Raw genomic sequence first — 20,446 nt, forward strand, 5'->3', positions numbered from 1 at the left:
AATATCTGCTAAATTTGAAAACAATTATGCTATCAATAATTTGGCAAATGAATTAGAAATATAACTTTTAAGTTCTTTCCTCCCTGTTAGAAAATGAAAAAAATACTAAGCAACAAAGAGTTACTATACCAAATATTAAATAATTGCTCCTAATACTAAAGTTATCAGCAAAAATACCAGCTAGGAAATCAGCTAACATAAAACTAATCGAAATAAACAAATTATATACTGACCATGATACTGCTCTATTTTTTTCTATTGACATATTAAATTTATAATAAAAATGATTATTGTAGTTGGAATTAAGAACACGCATTAATAAAAGGATTATAATTTGGATGATTAGATTGGTTTGAAAAAACATGAGTATAGCTAATATTGGTAACATCAAGCTTACTTCAAACTTAATTTTTAGATAACTCCCCAAAGCCATAGATATATTAAACATAAATAGTACAATTCCCAGCATATCTAGTGAAAGTCCCTGTTCATTTAAGAATATCCCTGCATAAGAATTGCTAATCATAATTAGAGTCGAGAATGCTACTCCTAATATTATTAATAACCATGGAATGTTTTGAATATTATCGAGGCTAAAAAATTTTTGATTATTATTTTGTTCCTTTTTAATTTCAGGCAATCCTATTAAATATAATAGACTAAAAACTACAAATACAATGGAGATAATAATAGGATAAATATAATTCCTATGCAATAAAGGTGGAGATATAATCGTAATAATAGCAATAAAAATATATTTTAATGTGTTGAGTTTTTTCAAAAATGATTTATATACAACTTCGTCATCAATTACTTCAAAATTATAAGAATTAAGAACTCCTGAAGATAATGATTCTGACAATCCAAAAAATATCGCTGAAATATATATTATATTTGATTTTCCAAACAATAGGCACCCTAATGCTAAAATTAATAATAAATTTGAAATAGACAAAATTTTCTTGTAACCAATCTTACTTGAAATATAACTTAAAGGAATATCAAAAACTGAACCAAATAGCTCAGTAATAACTGATAAAGTAGCTATTTCTGTGAACGAAAAACCTAAGTGCTTTAATAGTAAAATTCCTACAAAGTAGTACGGTAATCCAGATAGAAACATATTCATTCCGTATAAACTAAAAATCTTCTTACTCATAAGTTACAAATAGAGTCTCTAAAATATTCTGGACTCTTCTCCTTGATCAAGTTAACATAGCAGCCACCCTCGCAAATTTTTAACAATCCACAAGATAAACACTTAGAATTCTTCGTTCTAAAAGAACGAATCCCTCCATACAACGGATCATCATACCAAACATCTAACAAATCTTTTTCAAAGGCATTCTGCTTAGTTTGATTAACTCCTAAAAAAGCAATGCAGGGCAAGATATCCCCATTAGACATTATTTCCATCTTAGTATATTTTGCACGACATCCATAATACAATTCGTCAAACTCTGAAAATTCAATTGAATTATTTATCAACTCTGGATAAGCGGTGAAAAGATGACATCCCTCAGTAGCAAAATTTAAATTTGCTTCCCGTTGAGTTATATAATCTGTAACATACTCATTCAACCTTCTCAAATCAGCCAAATCGTATTTTTTCTTTATTTTCGTATATCCTGTTACCTCAGAATAATTAGCTACTGAAAACCTATCTATTTTATTCTCTATACAAAAATCAACCAATTCTATAATTTGCTCATAGCTTTGCTTTGTATACACTGCATTAATTCTACATTTTTTTCCAACATCTTTAAAGTACTTCGCTAATTTTATTTGTCTATCAGGTCTCACCCCCATTAATTCAAAATTTAATTTAGAATCTAAAGTCTGCAAAGATAAAACCGGTGTAATATATTTAGATTTAGCTAGAATTTCTACTGTACTTTTCTTTATTAATTGGGCATTAGTTGTTATAGTAGTCTTTATCTTTAGTTCTTCACAAGCTATCAACAAATTATCAATATCAAAATATCTAGTCGGTTCCCCTCCTAAAATTGAAACACTTAACACTCCATTATCTTTTGCTTGGCGCAAAATTCTTTCCCAATCTTTAGCAGGTTTGGCATTTCTATCTTCACGATTTGCTAAAAAACAAAAACCACATTTTAAATCACAGTACATACTGGGGTATATTACTAGTTCAAGCGGAAAACTCAGTATGTTATGTTTTTTTAATTTTGCTACATGCTTTCTCGCATTTTGAAGAGTCTCATAAGGATTGTTCGATGAATCCTCAATATTATTATCAGAATAGATATTTAATAATAGTACTCGCTCTAGTTTCCCTGCTTTTATTTCTTTCTTAAAAAAGGAAGTAGCAATTTCAAAACCATGATTTTGAACTAAATAAAGAAAATAAGCCTCACTCTCATCTAACTCAATTCGGTCAAAAGTTACTTTATTTATTAAAATTCCACCAAACTTTTCTAGTCTAAATAAAAAATCTTCTGAAATTATCATCAAATTGAATACCTTTCTAAAAAAGCAGAGGAAAATATAGCCTCTGCTTAACCTATGGGATAAATTACTTTATCACTTCCAACCGTCACCTTTTGCCATTGAACTAGACTCAAGGACTTTTTCAAGCTCTTTAGACATATTAGGTACTCCTTTCGAATATGATACTGCAATTATATTCCTTTTTAACGCTTACAATAAAATATTCCCATATCTGCATTTTCTAACTTCTAGCTAAATTTTTTTCTAAATGTCCTTCATAAGTCTTTGCTAAATGATTACTTCCTGCTAATTTCATCGCTCCAATACACTTCTTCATTTCAATAATTGCCTTCCTATTTCCCTCTTTTTTGTACTGATAGAGATTTTGTACATATTGAAAAACTAAGCGTTCATATACTTCAGTTTCGATAAAAAAACATTGTACTAATTGTTTTTCAAAATATAAAGCATCCAAAAATTTTTCTCTCTCAACACATGTGATATATCCATTTAATAACATTGATGAGATTAATCGTCTATTATTTGGAATTTCTTTATAAAAGTCTGAACGTCTAGACATTTCCCTCGCTAAGACCATGAAAACATCATGCTTTAGGACATCTAAAGTATTTGAAAAAATCAATAGTTCATAATACCCCCAGTATTCCACACTAAACAAATAGTCGGTTAAATCGTCCAAATCCTTTTGATTATAATAAGCTTCTCCTGATAAATCTTGCAAACGAATTTTCAATAAAATCATATTGAGTTGATAAAATTTACCCCTTTTATTCTCCGATTCCATCTGTGAATATAGAAGCTTTTTCATGCCTTCAACATCATGATTAAATACAAACTGTCGAATCTTTGATAGAAGTTCATTTAGTTCATCTCTATGAAAATCATGAACCGCATACATAAATTCATCAATTGGCATGTTGATTTCATCCAAGATAAGCATGAACTTAGAAATGGTTAAATCTGTCTCTCCTTTTTCAAATCGAGATAGCTGGGAGATTGATATACCAGCCTTTGCAACATCTTTTAATCGTAATCCTCTAGATTCTCGAAACTTTTTAAAAATTTCTCCAAATTTTTTCATCATACACCTCCAATAAGCATATATGGGAATATTTTTTGATTTTTAACATTTTAGCATAAAATAGAAAAAAATAAAAGTGAGGTATTTCACATGAAAAATCAAAAACTACTACCTTTATTGTTCCTACTCTTTGAGGGAATTATTATTATCGTTGTTGGATAACACTAAAAACTTTGTCACTATAATGCTTATACATTCATGAAAATAGGGCTACCTGAACTCAGGTAACCCTATTTTTATCATGTCATCCTACTTCTAACAACTTTTCTAACAAGTCCAAAGACAAGTAAAAGATTAAAAGTGATATAGAAAGTGGTAAAGCTCAAAATACCATTGGTGGTTAAATCTTCCACATAGAGGTATCTTTCTGTAAAAAATAGGTAAATCCCATAGACTTCTGTAAAGGCTAAAAATCCGATTAATCCAATGATAAATAAGTTTCCAAGCATTTTCGCAATCTGGTAAAGGACAAGCAAAATCAGCCCTGTTGCCGCGATAATCAAAAGACTTTGAATAATTTGTTCAATCATATCTGTACCTCTTTCTACGCTAATTGCTTACGATAATAATCTGCCTGTCCCTTATCTAGATTATCAAGTTGTTCAACCAGGTCAAGATACTCTTCTTTGGTGACCTCATCTAAGTCTGGAAAATAATTCTCACGAGTCGTGATAATAACTTCTAATTGACCAATGATTTCTCGCTTTGAAAAGCTGTAATCAAGGCTTTCATCCTCGTACTGTTCCTTTAAGGCTTGATAATTAGTCTGGTCTTCAGGGCTGGTAAATCCTTGTGCTAACCATTCTTCTAATTGGTAACGTATATCTTCTACTGTCTGGGTCATAATTAATTCTCCTTTGATGATTTCTTAATGTCATTTTACCGCGTTCATTATTTTTTGTCAGCCTTTTTCTTAAAAATCAAGAGAAAGTTGTTGGTCGTGTTGTGGTTGGATTATTTCATTGAACTTAGCTAATGCTGCATCAATTTCCTCAACCTCTGCTTCTTGTTCAACCAAGGGGGCAAGGATGTCATATTTGGCTTTAACCAGCTGATAATCCTCTTCTTTAGGAAAGACCTTTTCCACTTCTACCCTTGCGACTGCTAGCTTGTCTTTGAGGTTATTAGCCATTTCTTCAGTTTTTTCTTGGTCATCTAGAATATGGTCAATGGCATTGGTAATGCGTTGAATCGTTCCCACGTCTGATTTCAAGTCTAAAGAGACAGAATACTGGTTGCTTCCTGAAATGGTTAAAGACACCATATCTGGTAAGGGCTCACTAGGGCTTCTGGTTGCCATTTTAAGCTCAAACCCTCTAAAGATCGCAAGCGTTCTTACTTCTTTGGTTTCAGAACGGTTATAGGTAATGAGTTTACGTAGATAGTCTCCAGCTTCTGCACGGTTATCCATCATTTGATTGTCAAACCGCATGATAAAATCTTGTGACTTAGTTGCCAAAGATTGAGCAATATCAAGGTCATATTGACTGAGGCGTTTCTCAAGGGCAGGGAGGTTCTGCTCACAGTAAGAAATGGTATGGCGATACTCATCTTTGGAGCGATTAAAGGCACGCTTTTGATTGTCCAATACCGTCAACTCATTCTCTAGTTCCATCTTGAGTTTCAGATAAGGATTACCAGTTGCTAAAGCCTTAAAGTCTGAAGCAGTCATGGTCTGCTCATCAATATCTTCTGCCGACCGCACAGGGTCTTTAGAGGTCATGATTTGCGTAATGTACTTGAGCTTATTCTCCTGAGTTTGGTCGAGTAGGTCAGAGGTCTCACGACCTCTTTCCCCTCTAAGAACCGTGCATGAGAGTTTCCCCTCACACGGCTCAAGCTTCTATAAGTCCTCGTTAGAGAACCAGCGTGTTTTCTTTTATATTTTTATGACAAGTAGGGTGTACCAATGTTTTTATTGGTTTATGGTCTTTCACGGTTTGATGAACTCGGAAATCTGTTTCCTTGGTGATTTTCAATTCGCAAACTGGACAAATCCCTTTTTGTTTATAATATAGTCCGTTAATCACACGTCTTCCTTTTAGTTCTTGTCGCATTTGCTTTTCTTGACGTTCCTCAAAATACGGTTGCCATTGTTCATCAAATGGGTTTGCTTCCGCCTTAATTTTAATATGTCGGCGAATATCAGTATCAGAAGCATATTTCAAGCGAAGATAGAATGGTTCGCCATTTTCCATTGTATCAGCAGTTGGAACACTAAAAATCCAACTACGGCTACCAAAAGTATGGAAATATTTATTAGCAACCCACCTTCTCCCCTTTTTAGGATGTCTTCGGACACACCACTGCCATAGACATTGATAGATATCAAAATCAAGTCTTTGAAATGATTCTGATGAAACGTTGTGCTTTTGGTAGTTAACCCAACCTATGATAATAGGATTTAACTTACGGATTAACAGCTCCTGTTTCATCGACGGGTTGTTTTTGATAATATCCCTGATTTTCGAAACAATACTTTCGTAATTCTTTTTGGAAGGTTTGGTTAGTAATTTTCCGTCGTACATTCTAATGTTTACGCCCAGAAAATCAAAGCCATCCGTGATATGACTTATCAACGTTTTTTCTTCCGATAACTCCAAGCCACGTTCTTTCAAGAACTCAATAATGACTGGTTTAACCTCATTTTCCAATAGTTCCTTACTGACACCAGTAACAATAAAGTCATCCGCATACCTAACAAAATTAATTTTTGGTGCATAGACTTGACTATTAACCTTTTTCTTTCTAAATGTCGTTGAAAGTTTTCTCTCTAGACCATCTAGTACCATATTTGAAATGATTGGTGAAATTGGTGACCCTTGAGGGCTTCCAAACTCTGTTGGAGATAACTTTCCATTTTCGATATAACCACTTTTCAACCACTTTCCAAGTATTGTCTTGTTCATTGGAATGTGTTTCATTATCCACTCGTGACTGATATTATCAAAACATCCTTTAATGTCACCTTCTAAAACCCACTTAGCAGATTTTTGCTTACTCAAAGCTGAGAAACATTGTTCAATAGCATCCTGAGTACTTCTTTTGGGTCTAAAGCCATAAGAATTTGGGTCTGCTGTTGTTTCTGCAATAGGTTCTAAAGCGAACTTAAATAATGTCTGCATTGCTCTATCTGTCATCGTTGGAATACTAAGAGGTCTTTTCTTACCATTTTTCTTAGGAATATAAATCCGTCTTAGTGGTTTTGGACGATAGCCTTTGACCTTTAATTTCTTGATTGCTTGATATTTAGCGTTAGGTGTTAACCATAACTCTTTATCAACGCCACTTGTCTTTTTACCTTGATTTTCAGTGACACGTTTCACTGCCAAGGCTTTTGCATAGAATGAAGTCGTTAGTAAATGTTGGAGTGATTTCACTCGGTTGAATTTACCCAACTTCCACGCTTTCACAATACGCATTTGTAGTTTTTTAACATAGATTTCAGCTTTCACGAAATCAATAGTTTCCCAACTGTTGGCTATGTTAGTAGTAGCACACATTTTACTGTTCATTTGCTTTCTCCTTTCAAAAATTCTACAAGTTCTCTTGTGATTAGAAACCGAATGGAAGTCTGCACTCTTTCGAGTTGAGGCAAATCTTGAACCTCTATCCATCTCATTACAAGATGGCATTCGCTTTTTCCATTTTCCTATACCTGCACTGTTATCAGCATTTCTTACGATTTGCCTTGCTAGAAGCAACAATACAGGCTTACCATGTTCCGCTTAATAAACAAAATGATAGGTTAGGCTCCACCTCTCTGCCGGCAGTCATTTGTCCGTGTAACCCCACTATGGAAAGGGTTAACCGACTGCACACCTTTTGGTTCAGGCTTATCAGCAACTTTAGCCTGTTCAACTTAACGACATTTAACAGTGGTTCACATTTGTTAGCCATACTATCAAGCCTAGCTCCCTAACCGCTTTGTTGCTAGCAGTATCGGTCTCCCCTCACGGTTCGACCTTAAAGTAGGGCTACCTTACGTATCAGCTTACCACATGGCGAACATGCAGTTGATACTTGGCTCAACTAACGGAATAGTTGGTCTGGTCATCATGCCAGACAGTTCAATTAAGCGACTTCATGTCGCACCCAGAGGTAGTTATCGAAGCTCCCTTTCGTAATGTAATGGTAAATATCTACCTCTTGGTGCATATTGCCTTGACGAATTAATCTACCATTGCGTTGGACAATATCTGAGGGCCTCCAGGGAACGTCTAAATGGTGGACTGCTTTCATGCGAGACTGCACGTTTAATCCTGTTCCACCTTTTTCAGTTGAAGCCATGAGAATCCGTACTTCCCCACTATTGACCTTGCGTGACAGAGAATTTTTCTTTTCATCCGTATTAGCGTCATGAACAAAGGCAATTGCTTCTCTGGGAATCCCTCTATCTACTAAGAGGTCTTTCAATTCATTGTAGACGTCAAAACTTTCTTCCTTACTTTTAGGGGTTCCAATATCAGAGAAAATCATCTGCGTGGCTTTCTCGAGATTACCCTCACGGTAAATCCGTTCCACATTATCCACTACTTGAAGGATTTTCTGGTTGTCCAATAAGGTATAGGCTGGGTCAATGAGACGCATGTCAATGGCTAGTTTTCTAGCTTCCCCAGTTATCTTTAACATATTATCGACACTAGGGTCAACGCTGCCTGACTTGATAGCGTCTGAACGGTCAACCAACTCTTCAAGGTAGTATTTCTGAGCTTCTGTCAATTCGCTCTCCACTGCAATGACTTTAGCTTCTGGTACTGGTAAATCAAGCATGTCTGAGGTCTGAATGTCAGCCGTTTCTTTGTAAATCCGCATGAGTTCAGGCAGGTTCACAAACTTCTTAAAGCGTTTCTTAGGTTGGTACTTGTCTCCTGTTGGGGCAAGTTCCATAGAATTCTCAATATTCCCAAAAGCTCCCACCCATGAGTCAAAGTTTGAGACTTGATAGCGTTCTAAGACATCTGGTTGGATATAACTCATCATGGTATAGAGTTCACTAATAGAGTTAGAGACTGGTGTTCCTGTCGCAAAGACCACATTACGATAGTCGTGTTCTCCTTGAACCTGTCTCACTTTCATTTCCATATCTACGTTCTTCTTAGAAGTCGTGTTGGTAATTCCTGCGACATTACCAAGTCCTGTAATGGGTCTGATATTCTTAAAATGGTGAGCTTCGTCCACAAAGAGAAAGTCAATCCCAAGGTTTTCAAACTCAATAAAGGTATCTCGCTCCAGTTTTTGGAGTTCTTCCAATTGGTGTTCCAACCCCTTGATAGAACGCTCTGCTTCTTTAACGGTATAGTCACTATCACTGCCTTGCTTGATGTCACGGAGTTGTTGTAACTTATCTTGAATATAGGTCACTTGCTTTTCATGACTCATGGGGATTTTCTCAAACTGGGAATCCCCAATGACAATGGCATCGTAGTCCCCTGTGATGATCCGTGAGACAAACTGCTTACGTTTTGCTTTCGCAAAATCTTTCTTGGTCGTCACGTAAACATTCTTGGTTGGGAAGAACTTCATGATTTCTTGGCCAAACTGAGCGGTCAGACTTGATGGCACCACATAAAGAGGCTTATGCACCATACCCAATTCTTTCAGTTTGAATCCTGCCCCAAGCATGGTTAAGGTCTTACCTGAACCCACTTCATGAGCTAGAAGCGCTCGTTTTTCTTCCACAATCCGTTGAATAGCATTCTTTTGGTGAGGGCGTAAGTAAATATTCTGGGCAAGCCCATCAATGTTTAAATGGCTGCCATCATAAACTTTTGAGACTGTACGATTATAAAGGCTATTATAGGTCTCTTCAATCATCTGTTGCACCTCTGGGTAACTGGACACAAAGTCTTGGAAGAGTTCTTGAAGTTGCGTTTCCTTAGCACGAAGAACCGTTGTCTTCTCCACGTCTGTCACATGCTTTTTCTTATCCCCATCTTCCACTTGTTTGGTAATGGTTGGTTGATTGGAATTAAGCAGGTTTTCAAAGATTTTACGACCACTATCATACCGAGACCCAGGCACACCTAAACTTCTATCCGTTGCGGTAGAATACCTAAAGGCAAACTTGGATTTGTAGGACATGGTCCCATCAATCGGACTTACCTCAAGGACTGATGCTACTTCTTGATCAGTCAAGTCAAAAGTTTGTCCCATAAAGGTCTCTTGGGCAAATTTCCCATAAACAGCTAGAGGAATCCAGCGTGAACCAATCCGATAATCAATATCAGCCAAGGTCACACGTGCCGGTTTCACATCTTCTAAGAGACCTTGATAATAGACCCAAGGAAAATCAGAATTATCTTCTTTGATGAGTAAGTCCACAACCTCTAACTTAGTCACCACATCTCCTGATAAGAAATCCTGCCGTGACACATATACCACTCCCTTATCGTTTAGATAGCGTTCTGGGTCTGGAATAATAGCGTCTCCTAATTCTTCAATCAAAGACGCTTTAGAATCCGTCTGATAAATAGACATCATGTAATCCAAATCTACCCCACGACCATCTGCTAGACTAGAATTGAGAGCGTCAAGGGCAGAAGAAACTGCCGTCACTTCCTTTTCAGGACGAACCAAGGCTTTTTCAAAGGCAAGAGATTTGGTATAGATAACTGTCTTCCCACTCGGGTCAAGGCTTTCATCTTCTAAACTCGCAAGAAGGGAATACTTATCATCACTATCAAAGAGGTTACGGTTCACAGCACTATTGACATAACCAAAGCGTTTCACAAAACTATCATAGGTTTGATTGAGTTTTCCAAGTAAGTGTGCAAACTCTTCCTTGTCATAATCATAGTAACGTTGAATGGCGATGACCTCTTGGTACGCATTTCGGATATCGACCATCCCTTTAATTCGTGCCACTTCTTTCTCAGACAAAGGAGCTTCATAAAAGACGGTCTTTTTGAAATACCCCTTAAATCGCCCACGTTTGGTGGCTTCTTCGGTCACATAAACATCAAGAGCAGTACTATCGGTGACTTCGAGGTCATTAAAGCTGTCAATCTGTTTTTGCGAATGCTTGGTATCCCATGCCTTAAAGGTCCCCTCCTCGTCCACATAGTAGCTAATCTCCTCTGTCTTTGTCCCTACACGAATGCCCTTATGATCACGGTAGTAAACCATAGAATCTTTATAGCCAAAGCTAAACTGGTCTAAGCTTTCTCTGATGTCAGAAGGAATCGAAGTATCAATAACTTGTCTTCTCATCACATCAGGAGTGATGAAGATGTCAGAGTTATCCACCACTCTAGGGGCTTTAACCTGTTTAAGAGCAGTCTGAACATCTGCTAGCAAATTTTCAGAAGTTCCTTTAACAGACAGTGTCCCACCGTTAAAGTTTCTTACCTCATAGGTCCCAAGAACCTGACTATTGTAGTCCCCATCAAAGTAAAGATTCAGCCAAATACGATCATCCTTGTCATAGCGAATAGAACCTGAAAAAGCTAAATCATCTGCCACATATCCCTTATCCATATGCTTCTGGAAGAACAACATGTCCGTTGTGACATTGGTGCCTGCAATGATCTTAAAGGCAGTATCTGGCAAACGCACACCACCGAGAAAATCAGTCGTCTCACGAATATCTTGGAGAATGTTTTCTGTCCGTTTGTCCATGGTTCCTGTTGAGGAAATGATAGCCACTTGCCCACCATCATGCACCAAATCTAATGATTTTTTGACAAAGTAATCATGAATCATATAGGGTTTGTCATAGCGATTATCCGCAATTCTGATATTGGCAAAAGGCACATTTGAGAGAACCAAATCAAAGCTATTGTCATTAAAGGCAATGGTCTCAAAGCCCTTTACTTCAATGTGACTATTCGGATGAAGGTGTTTGGCAATAACCCCTGTAATCGTGTCTAACTCTACACCATACAACTCACTATTTTCTCTCAGGTGTTTAGGCATTGCCGCAAAGAAATTCCCCGTTCCCATAGACGGGTCTAGGATTTTACCACCTGTAAAGCCATCTCGTTCTAGTTTATTCCACATCTCACGAATCAAGAGAGGGTCTGTGTAGTAAGCGGTCAGAGAGGACTGTTTCATGTCTGAATACTCTTTCTCTGTGACTAGCGTTTTTAATTCCTCACGTTCCTTAGAAAACTTTGGGTTGTACTCGTCAAAGAACTCGTTAGCTAAGCCTCCCCAGCCCACGTATTTAGCAAGGAGTTCTTGTTCACTAGGTGTGGCTTGACGGTGTTCAGATTCAAGACTTTTCACCAAACGAACAGCAGCCACGTTGGTTTCAACCTTATCTCTTGTTGTCTTAGGGTAAAAGTCTGTTAGATCTTCTGGGAAGTGAAAATCAGTGGCCGGGGGCGTCTCAGTGACTTCTGGTTCCAACTCATCTTCTGACAATGCTTCTTCTTGTTTAGCCTCTCTCTTATTTGATGATAGAGATGTTATCACTTGAGAAACCGGCTCATTTTGTTCTTCCATATCCATGAAGGAAAAGAGGTCTAATTCTTGGCTAGGTTCTTCCACTTCCTCTTTTTCTTCGACAGAAGGAACATGAAGAGCTTGAGTGATGTCTTCTAATGTCCGTAAGAAAAGAACTGGATTTTGTTCAATCACATCGGTGAAATCATTTTGTAATTCAATCCGAATCAGGTTGTTAACGCCTGAGTCCTCAATGGCCATTACCTGAAACTCTTGCCCCTTATAAGTCACTCTAGAATCAATCGGGTAGCGTTTAAGGGCTTCTTCTACGATAGGATTTGGTAGTTTTTCTTGAGTCACAATGATTTCAGGTTCTGTTTGCGATAGGTGTTCTCGCCATTCTCTAAAGGATAGGTCTGATTGGGACAGTTTGTCCCTTTCAAAGGTTCTAGCTTCTTCAAGAGTGAGGTCTTCATGCAAGAAGGCGTAGGCAATGGGTCTTGCTTCTTCTAAGTCTAGCTGACTGGTCAAGAAAAATTCTGTCTTGTCATGCGTTAATCCTATCTGAAGCAATTCTGTCGCAAGGGCTAATTGAGTAACAGTTGCTTTAGGATAGCCCCCTAATAAGGCTAGGTCGGCATTCTTCAATTGAAAACGCCCTGCAGCATCTATCAGTATCCCACCTTGTTGCTCGTCAACGTCAGCTAAGTCTATCCCTAAACGAGTCAGTTTTTCGGTATTTTCAGTCAAAATGGTTTGACCAATTTCAGTTAAGATCACTTCTTCTTGAGGTGTTAGAGGACGTTGTAAGCCATAGACTGTCCCATCAGCTTCTAAATAGCTTAATAGCTCATTGTCCGCATAGATTGGCGTCATTTCCATCTCATGATCAAACTCCCCACGTCTCAGGTTTGGTAGCTTTGGACGGCTATTTCGCACTTGGTCAAAGTGACTTAGTATCTCAAATTTTTGGGACAAGTTTAGATATTCATAAGCTGGTAAATGTTCTGTTTGCCCTGTTCGTAAATCTAGTTGTGATAACTCTTCCTCATCAAGACTTGCAATCATGACAAGCCCTTCTTCCCGAAAGGTGATGTCCTGAGAAGGTTCTGGAACTACTTTTTCTTCAACAACTTCCATTTTTTCCTCCAACGTTTCCTGGGGACTTACCTGTTCAGGTTCATAAGTGAGAAGAAACTGTTCAATATCACGGCTAATACGGTCAGACAAATTATTGGCCACTCGGTAGACATTGACCAAATTAGCAGCTTTGCTTTTATCCAAAAGAGAAGCTACCGAAATGGACTGATAGGCGCCTTCTTGGTCTAAGAGATGAAATCGAGTGGCTAGGTTAAAGAGGGCTACTTCAATCACCAAGGCTTTCTCAGCATTGTTTAACTGAGGTAACTTCTTTAAGCCAGCCTGACCAAAGGTCTGTGTGTAGCTGCTTAGGTCTGTCGCTTCGTTAAAGGGGCTCGCCTCTACAAAAGCAGAAACCTCTGTTTCAAAGCGAACCACTTGAACAGGTGAGATGATTACTCCTCTTTGGGTTGTAAAATTTTGGATAAGGCTATCCCAATCCTCATCAAAATGGACTGCTTGATAGCGTAAAAAGGATTCCAAAAGAATCTGGTCACGTGGCAATCTTGCCCGCAACATTTCAAGTAATTGTTCTTGAGTCATATGTTCCTCCAATTAAAAAGGGGCTGAGAGGTATTCTCAGCCCGCTGCTTTAGTCTAGGACCAAGTCTCTTTGGTCTTTTTCTTGTGGTAACTTATCCATTAAAGTTGTCACATACTGTTGTAAGAAATGGCTTTTCTGGTCTAACAAATCCTTCTGCAGGGCGAGATAGGTCACATCTCCAAAATAATCTTGACTCGTTAAAGACAACTCCTTTTGGATAATGTCCTGCACGGTCTCTAAGGTGAGAGATGAGTAATCCTCCTCATTCAAAACCTCATACTGAGAAAGGGTCTCAGAAATATTGTTGGACACAATCACTTCCATAATGAAACTAGCTCCCTCACCTGTTCGATAGAGTTTATCCAAGAGGTCCGTCATTTCTTCTTGAAGCTGTTCCTGGTAACCGTCTGCTCTTAGGCGCAGGTCATCACTGACTAAAGACAAGTCATCAATGCCCATAAAGTCTTGATAGAGCGTATCAAGAAGTGACTTGTTTTTGATACTCAACTCCATAGCTAAAAAGGCCTTAACCATGTCTTCATAGTTTTCTCGTGCCATCTCAAAAAGGGTTCTAGAAATCGTGTCATAATTCCAAGCCATAGCTTCTCTCCTTACGCTGTTGAATTGGATTCAAACCTTGTTTCACTTCTTCAAAATCTGTCAGTCCGTCACTATCCGTATCGCTACTAAAAGGATTAGTCCCTAAAGCTAACTCTTGAGCATCCGTTAGACCATCTTGGTCTGAATCTCTTGTGTAAATGTTTTTGGGTTCCATTTAGTTGTCCTCCATTTTGAGTTTAGAAAGTCCGTAAGCTAGACCTAAAAGAAGTCCTCCACCGACAAGCGCCAAGAGGGATTGACTCTCTCCTGTATTTGGTAAGACACTTGCTGGAACTGGTGGTTCTTGTGTTGGAATAGGTGGTTGGGGTGGGGTTGGTTGAGTCGGAGTTGGTTGCTCTGGTTCAGGAGTAGTTGTTTTAACCGTGTTTGAACTGATGGTGTAGCCATTGACAGTATGTAATACGGTATTTTCTACTACACCTGAGGCGATTCGTTTCATTTGCACGTAAACATCTGCCTGAAACTCGGATTCTTCTGCTAGTTTTTCAAGGAATTCCTGATCAAAACTGATGGTAACCGTTCCTTTTGACGTGTCGACATGTTGTAGCGTGTACTTCGTCACTTCTGTCCCTTTTGGTAAAACCGTTCCATCTTTTAGAGTCACATCTACTAAGGTATAAGCCTTGTAAACACCATTATAGTCGTCATGGCTTTCATCGTAATCATCGTCAAAGCGGTATTCGATGAGTGGTGTCGCACGATTACCTGGAATGAGTGCTCCCACCAAGCGGTAGTTAAAGACCTGATTCAAGGCAACTTCTTTTCCATCAAGACTGTTCTCCTTTTGTGACAAATCAATCACCACATCTTTTTGTGGGTCCAGTTTTGGCACATTATTAACCACAGTCTCTGTCACATAAGCCAAACCAAAGTCAATCTGATATGCGGTGTTTTCATACTTCCCACCAGTCTTTGTCAGCTCATTCTTAATAGTCATTGGAAGGGTCACCACTAAGGTTTGACCAGTTTTAACATAAGCCTCATAGAACGCTTTTGGATCATCAGCGCTTAAAACTTGAATGGCTCCTTTGGGTGTGAACTGTCGTTTGGCCATAGCGTCTTGAACTACTTTAGGCGCTTCTGATAATGAGGCATAGGATTTCACCGAAATCCCTTTGACAAGAGTTCCTGCCTTATCCATCACTTGGACACCATCTGCATTGACGCTAAGCGCTTCTTCGGGGTAATCATCCACCATGTAAAAGCCTTTTGTAAGGACATCCTCCGTCACCACCAAGTCCTTGTACTGACTGTAATCCAGAACAATTTTGTAGTAATTAATGGTATTTGGAAGAACGGTCTTCCCATCAATAGACACGCCTTCTTTACTGGTATTAGTTTTAAGTGGTGTTACTTTTGGCACGTGATTCGTTACCGTATTGGTTTCATAGGCTTGTCCAAAGTCTACTTGATAAGCTACATTGTCATAAGACTTTCCTGAATTAAGCATAGACTCACGGACAGTCATAGGAGTAACGATGGTGATGTTTTGACCTTGCGTTACATAAGAATCATAGAAGGCTTGCGGATCTTCTGCCATAAAGACTTGGAAAGCTCCTTTAGGAGAAATCTTGCGTTTTGATAGGGCTGCTTGTAGGGTTTCCGGAACTTCTGATAGGCTCGTATAAGTTTTTACTGTAACTCCTGTGACAGCTTTACCATCAGATGTAATGAGTTGAATCGCTGTTTCATCTGGTAATAGAGCTTCTTCGGGATAGTCATCCACAAAGTAAAACCCTTGTGCAATCTGAGCCTTATCGGCCTTAGTGCCTCGGTATTGGTCTAAGTCCCATGACAAGGTATAGTAGTTTTGTGAACCCACTATCATCGGTTTTCCGTCAATGTCCACCTTATCCTTATTAAGATTTTGTTTTTTAGGTGTTGGGCTAACAAGGGTATTGATCACCTCATCGGTTTCATAGCCATTGCCAAAATCCACTTGGTAGGCTTTGTTTCGATAAGTCTTCGTCTGACCATAAAGGCTGTCTTTGACGGTCATTTTGGTGAGAAGGTTTAAAGAAGTTCCTGTTTTGACATACTGGTCATAAAAGTCTTGATTGTCATTAGGCATAAAGACTTGGAAAGCCCCTTTAGGAGAAATCTTGGCATGAGCGAGTTTATCTTGAAGGTCTTTAGGAGCTTCTGACAGCGACGCATAAGCCTTGACAGTAATCCCTGATACGGCTTTGCCATCAGGAGTGGTGATACCTGTCCCATTGTCTACTAAGTCCAACACTTCTTCTGGGTAGTCATCTACAAAGAAGAAACCACGAGCAATTGTCTCTTTAGAAGACTTATCGCCTTTATACTGATCTAAATCCCAGGTCAAACGGTAATGATTAGTTGTTCCTAAAGCCACTACCGTATCGTTAATGACCACACCATCTTCATTTTCGTTTTTCTTCTGCGGCTCAATACGGCTAGTGGTCGTTCCATCACCAGGCGTACGCACTGTCACAACATTAGAAGTCACTGTATAGGCATTTTGGGTTCCCTTATTGATGAGGAGCTTATAACTGTTGGAATAGCTTGCTCCATCATTTTGAAGGCTACCGTAAAGTTTCGGAGTCACCAGTTGGTAAGACTTGGTGAGGTCTTGGTTGACCTCTTGAAGCAAGGCTTCCTTGGCGGTCAAGGTCACAAAGTTCTTAGCAGCATCAAAGGTAAGGGTATAATTTCCATTTTCTGCCTGCGTTTTTTCCTTGTCAAAGGCATAGCCTGCTGGAAGGTAATCTTCAAAGGTGAGGCTTGTGGTTTTGGCTCGATTTGGAGAAAAAGCGTCTACGGTTAAAGGGTAAATGACCGTTGAATCTTTTGCGACCGTTTTGTCATGAAGGTTCACTTGGTCGGTATTGATAACTTCCTTAACAATTTCAGGGGTCGTTGTCAGACGATAGTCGTGATAATGAACCGTTGGCACTTGTGGTGCTTTTGGTAACGGTTCTGGCGTAGGTTCTTTAGGCAAGGTGACCTTGGTAAGTGTTAGGCTAGGCTGAGTAACTTTCTCTAATGGTTTTTCCTTAAATCTCACAGGTGGCTCTGGCGTAAAGGTTTTTGGGGTAAAGGTTTTTGGCACAACCTTAACGGGTTCTGGAACTGGCTCTAACTTTGGTGTCACATGTGGTTTTGGACTATAAGGTTTAACCGTCCGTGCAACTGGAAGGGTATTTAAGGCAAACCAATAAGAGAGACCAACATTTTGGGGCATATCCCCTTGACCAAAGGTCACCGTATAGGTGTTGCCTGATGTAACCGTTGAGACAATTGCTCCTTTATAGGCATACTTACTATATGACGTATCCCATTCTTCAGAAAGATTTAAATCACTGGCACGGTTTGACCCAAGTGAACGAGCTAAACCTTCGTTAGTCACTTGAATGGTTGAGCCATTGATTGGAACAAACTTACCTGATGTGTCTTTTACATACTCTAAACCGATGTCATTGTGGTTGAGTGAGGAATGAGTAAAGACACCTGGTTTTTCCTTGGTGAAGCTGACTTGTGAGCCATCCTCTAAGAAATACTTGGCCTTGACACGAAACTCCATCTTGTCTGTTCGCCAATTGCCTGTCCCATCATTACGGTAAGCGATAAAGCCTTCTGTTGGGTCATTTGGCACGACTAACTGCACGGCATTAGTTCCAGTTGGAGAAACAAGGTTTGTAATGTCATAGGCTACTTTTGTGATTTTCTTACCATCAAAGCGAGCATTTTGAAGATTTTGATAGGTAAAGGAAAGGGTTTCTCCCGTTTTGAAAGTATTATAGACAAAGAAACCAGAAGAATCTAGGATTTTAGAATACCCACCAAGCATAGCGTCACCTTTTGCAACGATACGATTTGGGTTTCTTGTATCAGCTGAATGGCGTGCTTGTGGTTCTCCATTATTCAAATTTAAAGCCTGAGCAAGAGCTTGTGAGATGTAGCCTTCCTCACCTTTTGAAATCTCAGCTAAATCACGTTTATAGCGCTCCATTTCTTTGGCGTTGTAGGTATCAATCGCTTCATTTTCTTTCTTGGCGGCTTCTTCTTTTTCCTTATTGCGTTTCGTGATAGCAGCAATCTCAGCTTCACGGTCTTTCACTAATTTCTGTTGGTCTTTATTATAGGTATCAACAGCAGCTTGACCTGCCTTGTTTTCGTCATCCACTGCTTTTTGTCCGGCTTGATTACGTTTATCAATTGCTTCATTATCAGCCTTTGCCTTAGCAAGACCCGCTTCATTTTCCTTTTGAATCTGAAGGTTCTTTGCGACAATGGCGTCTGCGGCTTTTTTCTTCGATTCATACTCAGCTAGATTATTCTTATTTTGCTTATCAATAGCAGTTACCGCAGAGGTATAATCCTGATAGCCTGAAACAGTTGAGCCATCTCCTGATGGTACTGTTTGAGTGGTAACGGTCACATTAGCCGACTGATCTTGGCCTTTGATTTTTGAAACTGTGCTATCCACTGAATGATTCAAGGCTTTTCCTGCTTGAGTGGCGTCTCTATGACTAGCAGCCAACGCAGTATTCCTTTGTTCAACACGAGTTTTATCTTGTTCATAGGCGGCTTTATCTGCTTTATAGGTATTGGTCACCTGAGTGATGGCTTCAGCCTGCTTAGCAGCATCCGCTTCCGCTTTATCTAATTGCTTACTGGTATCACTCGCAGAAGTCGTATTTCCCAAGTCCATAGGTTGGTCTTGAACAGTAGTAACTCCTTCAGCAGTTGCTTGATTGACAGCCTGTGTCACAACATCATGAGGAACGGTGACTGTAATAGCCCCATCTGATTGACCAGTTGAGGCAAGGCTATTCGTTTGTTCAGCAACTGGAGTTGACTGAGCTTCTGGTAAGTTGGTCGCAGGATTTTCTGTCAACTGAACGGTTTTACCTTGCGAGGGTGTTACCACTTCGTCGGCTTGTGCTACTTGGCCACCCCAGGCAACAACAGCTGTCACCATAGTTCCAAGAGCTACCGAACAAAGCGTACGGTACTTCTTACTTTTACGGAAGACATGCTTTTCTGCTTTTTCCTGATTGACTAAAAAGTGATGATGACATTGTTTGGTCATAAAAAAGTCCTTCTTTTCTTTTGATAAGTAGTAACAATCTGTCACTCTCTCCCCATCATAAAAAAGACGACTTGATTTTGGTATCACATCAAAGAAGGACAAAGAAAAAAGCCACCCACAAAAAGTGGATGACCCAATGATTATCATATCAATATTTCCATTAAGACGGCCAATTAACCTTTCTAGCTTTAGCAGTCTTAAAGCGTTTCTTGTCAACAAGTTTCAGCTCTATTTCTCTACAATTTGTAATTAAGGTGTCGTTGATTTTAAGACTTCTTGGAAAGTATTGGTTTCCTTGTTCATGTGATAATTCAACGGTATAACTAATACCATTACTTAATTTGAAGACCACAAAATAAATATTGTCTCTTCTAAATCGTTTACCAACTTTTCTATTCAAAATACCATCCGTTGTATAAAATTTACATTCCATCACATGTAACATTTGATAAAGTAGTAATGTGCCAACAATTTTGAATTTATTTTCGTTAAACCATCCATTATCAGCCTTATTTAGACGCTGCAATGTCCAATCATACTTTAATCCTTCAAAAATACTCCCTGCATTATTAGTTGGTAAATTGACATGATGATCTCTTGATAATCCTAATAGATGGGGAATAGAGGAATTTGGGACGGAGAGAACAATTTCAGGATAGTCCTCCATATTTGTCTGATAAACGTATTTGTACTGAGAAACATATTTCTCAATAGTATTGGCTAGACGAGACATATCGACATTGAGAATATCAATTTCTCCATCAAAGGTCTCGAGCCATTCCAAAGTATATGTCATTCTATTTTTCTCCTAAAAAAGAGAAGGAAGCAGGTGCTTCCTTCTCTTCCACGTATTGAGTTTCACCTCACGCTAGATATGCCCTATCTATTCCTCAAGGGTTGGCAGTCCTGCTATTCTTTTTCTCAACAAACAGTTTGAACTGAGTGCGGAGCCCACAGGCGGGTGCAGACCATATCCACTAGCCCACAAGTAATTTATAATCTTTATTTACCCTTATTATACGGGATAATTCCTTATTTGTCAACACTTACGTTGACTCTCACTAGTCCCTACGCATGAATAAAATATTTTCACAAAATTCACATATATACATAGGTTCATCCTCTTTTTTCACTTATTTTA

12 protein-coding genes and 1 pseudogene are annotated in these 20,446 nt (G+C 38.8%); all 13 read right to left on the reverse strand.

Annotated features, from left to right (window positions below; genetic code table 11):
• Positions 1–67 precede the first annotated feature (67 nt).
• Positions 68–1,159 carry an MFS transporter gene (locus HMPREF9171_RS105230; RefSeq protein WP_000037627.1) on the reverse strand — a complete coding sequence of 364 codons (1,092 nt, stop codon included), beginning with the start codon at positions 1,157–1,159 and terminating at the stop codon, positions 68–70.
• Complete coding sequence (gene kwcM / locus HMPREF9171_RS105225; RefSeq protein WP_000587087.1) at positions 1,156–2,472, reverse strand: KxxxW cyclic peptide radical SAM maturase; 1,317 nt, start codon at positions 2,470–2,472, stop codon at positions 1,156–1,158. The genes HMPREF9171_RS105230 and kwcM overlap by 4 nt, the downstream gene beginning before the upstream one ends.
• A 72-nt stretch (positions 2,473–2,544) precedes the next feature.
• Positions 2,545–2,610, reverse strand: a complete 66-nt coding sequence (locus HMPREF9171_RS1000000114285; RefSeq protein WP_079255235.1) for a KxxxW-cyclized peptide pheromone — start codon at positions 2,608–2,610, stop codon at positions 2,545–2,547.
• Between the two features lie 82 nt (positions 2,611–2,692).
• Positions 2,693–3,553, reverse strand: a complete 861-nt coding sequence (locus HMPREF9171_RS105220; RefSeq protein ID WP_000713270.1) for a helix-turn-helix domain-containing protein — start codon at positions 3,551–3,553, stop codon at positions 2,693–2,695.
• Positions 3,554–3,792: 239 nt separating this feature from the next.
• Complete coding sequence (locus tag HMPREF9171_RS105215; protein WP_000572503.1) at positions 3,793–4,083, reverse strand: DUF5966 family protein; 291 nt, start codon at positions 4,081–4,083, stop codon at positions 3,793–3,795.
• A gap of 14 nt (positions 4,084–4,097) precedes the next feature.
• Complete coding sequence (locus tag HMPREF9171_RS105210; protein ID WP_000195242.1) at positions 4,098–4,397, reverse strand: DUF5962 family protein; 300 nt, start codon at positions 4,395–4,397, stop codon at positions 4,098–4,100.
• 69 nt (positions 4,398–4,466) lie between these two features.
• Positions 4,467–5,315, reverse strand: a pseudogene (locus tag HMPREF9171_RS105205) (hypothetical protein); the annotation flags it as partial.
• Positions 5,316–5,409: 94 nt separating this feature from the next.
• Positions 5,410–7,068 carry a group II intron reverse transcriptase/maturase gene (gene ltrA, locus HMPREF9171_RS105200; RefSeq protein WP_001086217.1) on the reverse strand — a complete coding sequence of 553 codons (1,659 nt, stop codon included), beginning with the start codon at positions 7,066–7,068 and terminating at the stop codon, positions 5,410–5,412.
• A 559-nt stretch (positions 7,069–7,627) separates the two neighbouring features.
• Positions 7,628–13,624: a helicase-like domain-containing protein gene (locus tag HMPREF9171_RS105195; protein ID WP_000191295.1), complete on the reverse strand. Its 5,997-nt coding sequence runs from the start codon at positions 13,622–13,624 to the stop codon at positions 7,628–7,630.
• A 49-nt stretch (positions 13,625–13,673) separates the two neighbouring features.
• Positions 13,674–14,225, reverse strand: a complete 552-nt coding sequence (locus tag HMPREF9171_RS105190; RefSeq protein WP_000312516.1) for a hypothetical protein — start codon at positions 14,223–14,225, stop codon at positions 13,674–13,676.
• The gene (locus HMPREF9171_RS105185) at positions 14,209–14,400 is read right to left on the reverse strand and encodes a thrombospondin type 3 repeat-containing protein (protein WP_000433420.1); all 192 of its coding nucleotides are present in this window, start codon (positions 14,398–14,400) and stop codon (positions 14,209–14,211) included. Before HMPREF9171_RS105185 ends, HMPREF9171_RS105190 begins: the two co-directional genes overlap by 17 nt.
• On the reverse strand, positions 14,401–19,305 hold the full coding sequence (locus tag HMPREF9171_RS105180) for an SspB-related isopeptide-forming adhesin (RefSeq protein WP_025193628.1): 4,905 nt from the start codon (positions 19,303–19,305) through the stop codon (positions 14,401–14,403).
• A gap of 160 nt (positions 19,306–19,465) precedes the next feature.
• A complete protein-coding gene (locus HMPREF9171_RS105175) occupies positions 19,466–20,101 on the reverse strand; it encodes a hypothetical protein (protein WP_000222717.1) in 636 nt (211 codons plus the stop codon).
• Between the last annotated feature and the right edge of the window lie 345 nt (positions 20,102–20,446).

Origin of the sequence: Streptococcus agalactiae ATCC 13813, assembly GCF_000186445.1 — a bacterium.
Classification (GTDB): Bacteria; Bacillota; Bacilli; order Lactobacillales; family Streptococcaceae; genus Streptococcus; species Streptococcus agalactiae.

Coding starts and splice junctions, on each gene's coding strand:
- HMPREF9171_RS105215 (WP_000572503.1), bottom strand. CDS start 4,083: ATGATTGAACAAATTATTCAAAGTCTTTTGATTATCGCGGCAACAGGG.
- HMPREF9171_RS105210 (WP_000195242.1), bottom strand. CDS start 4,397: ATGACCCAGACAGTAGAAGATATACGTTACCAATTAGAAGAATGGTTA.
- HMPREF9171_RS105230 (WP_000037627.1), bottom strand. CDS start 1,159: ATGAGTAAGAAGATTTTTAGTTTATACGGAATGAATATGTTTCTATCT.
- kwcM (WP_000587087.1), bottom strand. CDS start 2,472: ATGATAATTTCAGAAGATTTTTTATTTAGACTAGAAAAGTTTGGTGGA.
- HMPREF9171_RS105195 (WP_000191295.1), bottom strand. CDS start 13,624: ATGACTCAAGAACAATTACTTGAAATGTTGCGGGCAAGATTGCCACGT.
- HMPREF9171_RS105190 (WP_000312516.1), bottom strand. CDS start 14,225: ATGGCTTGGAATTATGACACGATTTCTAGAACCCTTTTTGAGATGGCA.
- ltrA (WP_001086217.1), bottom strand. CDS start 7,068: ATGAACAGTAAAATGTGTGCTACTACTAACATAGCCAACAGTTGGGAA.
- HMPREF9171_RS105220 (WP_000713270.1), bottom strand. CDS start 3,553: ATGAAAAAATTTGGAGAAATTTTTAAAAAGTTTCGAGAATCTAGAGGA.
- HMPREF9171_RS105185 (WP_000433420.1), bottom strand. CDS start 14,400: ATGGAACCCAAAAACATTTACACAAGAGATTCAGACCAAGATGGTCTA.
- HMPREF9171_RS105180 (WP_025193628.1), bottom strand. CDS start 19,305: ATGACCAAACAATGTCATCATCACTTTTTAGTCAATCAGGAAAAAGCA.
- HMPREF9171_RS105175 (WP_000222717.1), bottom strand. CDS start 20,101: ATGACATATACTTTGGAATGGCTCGAGACCTTTGATGGAGAAATTGAT.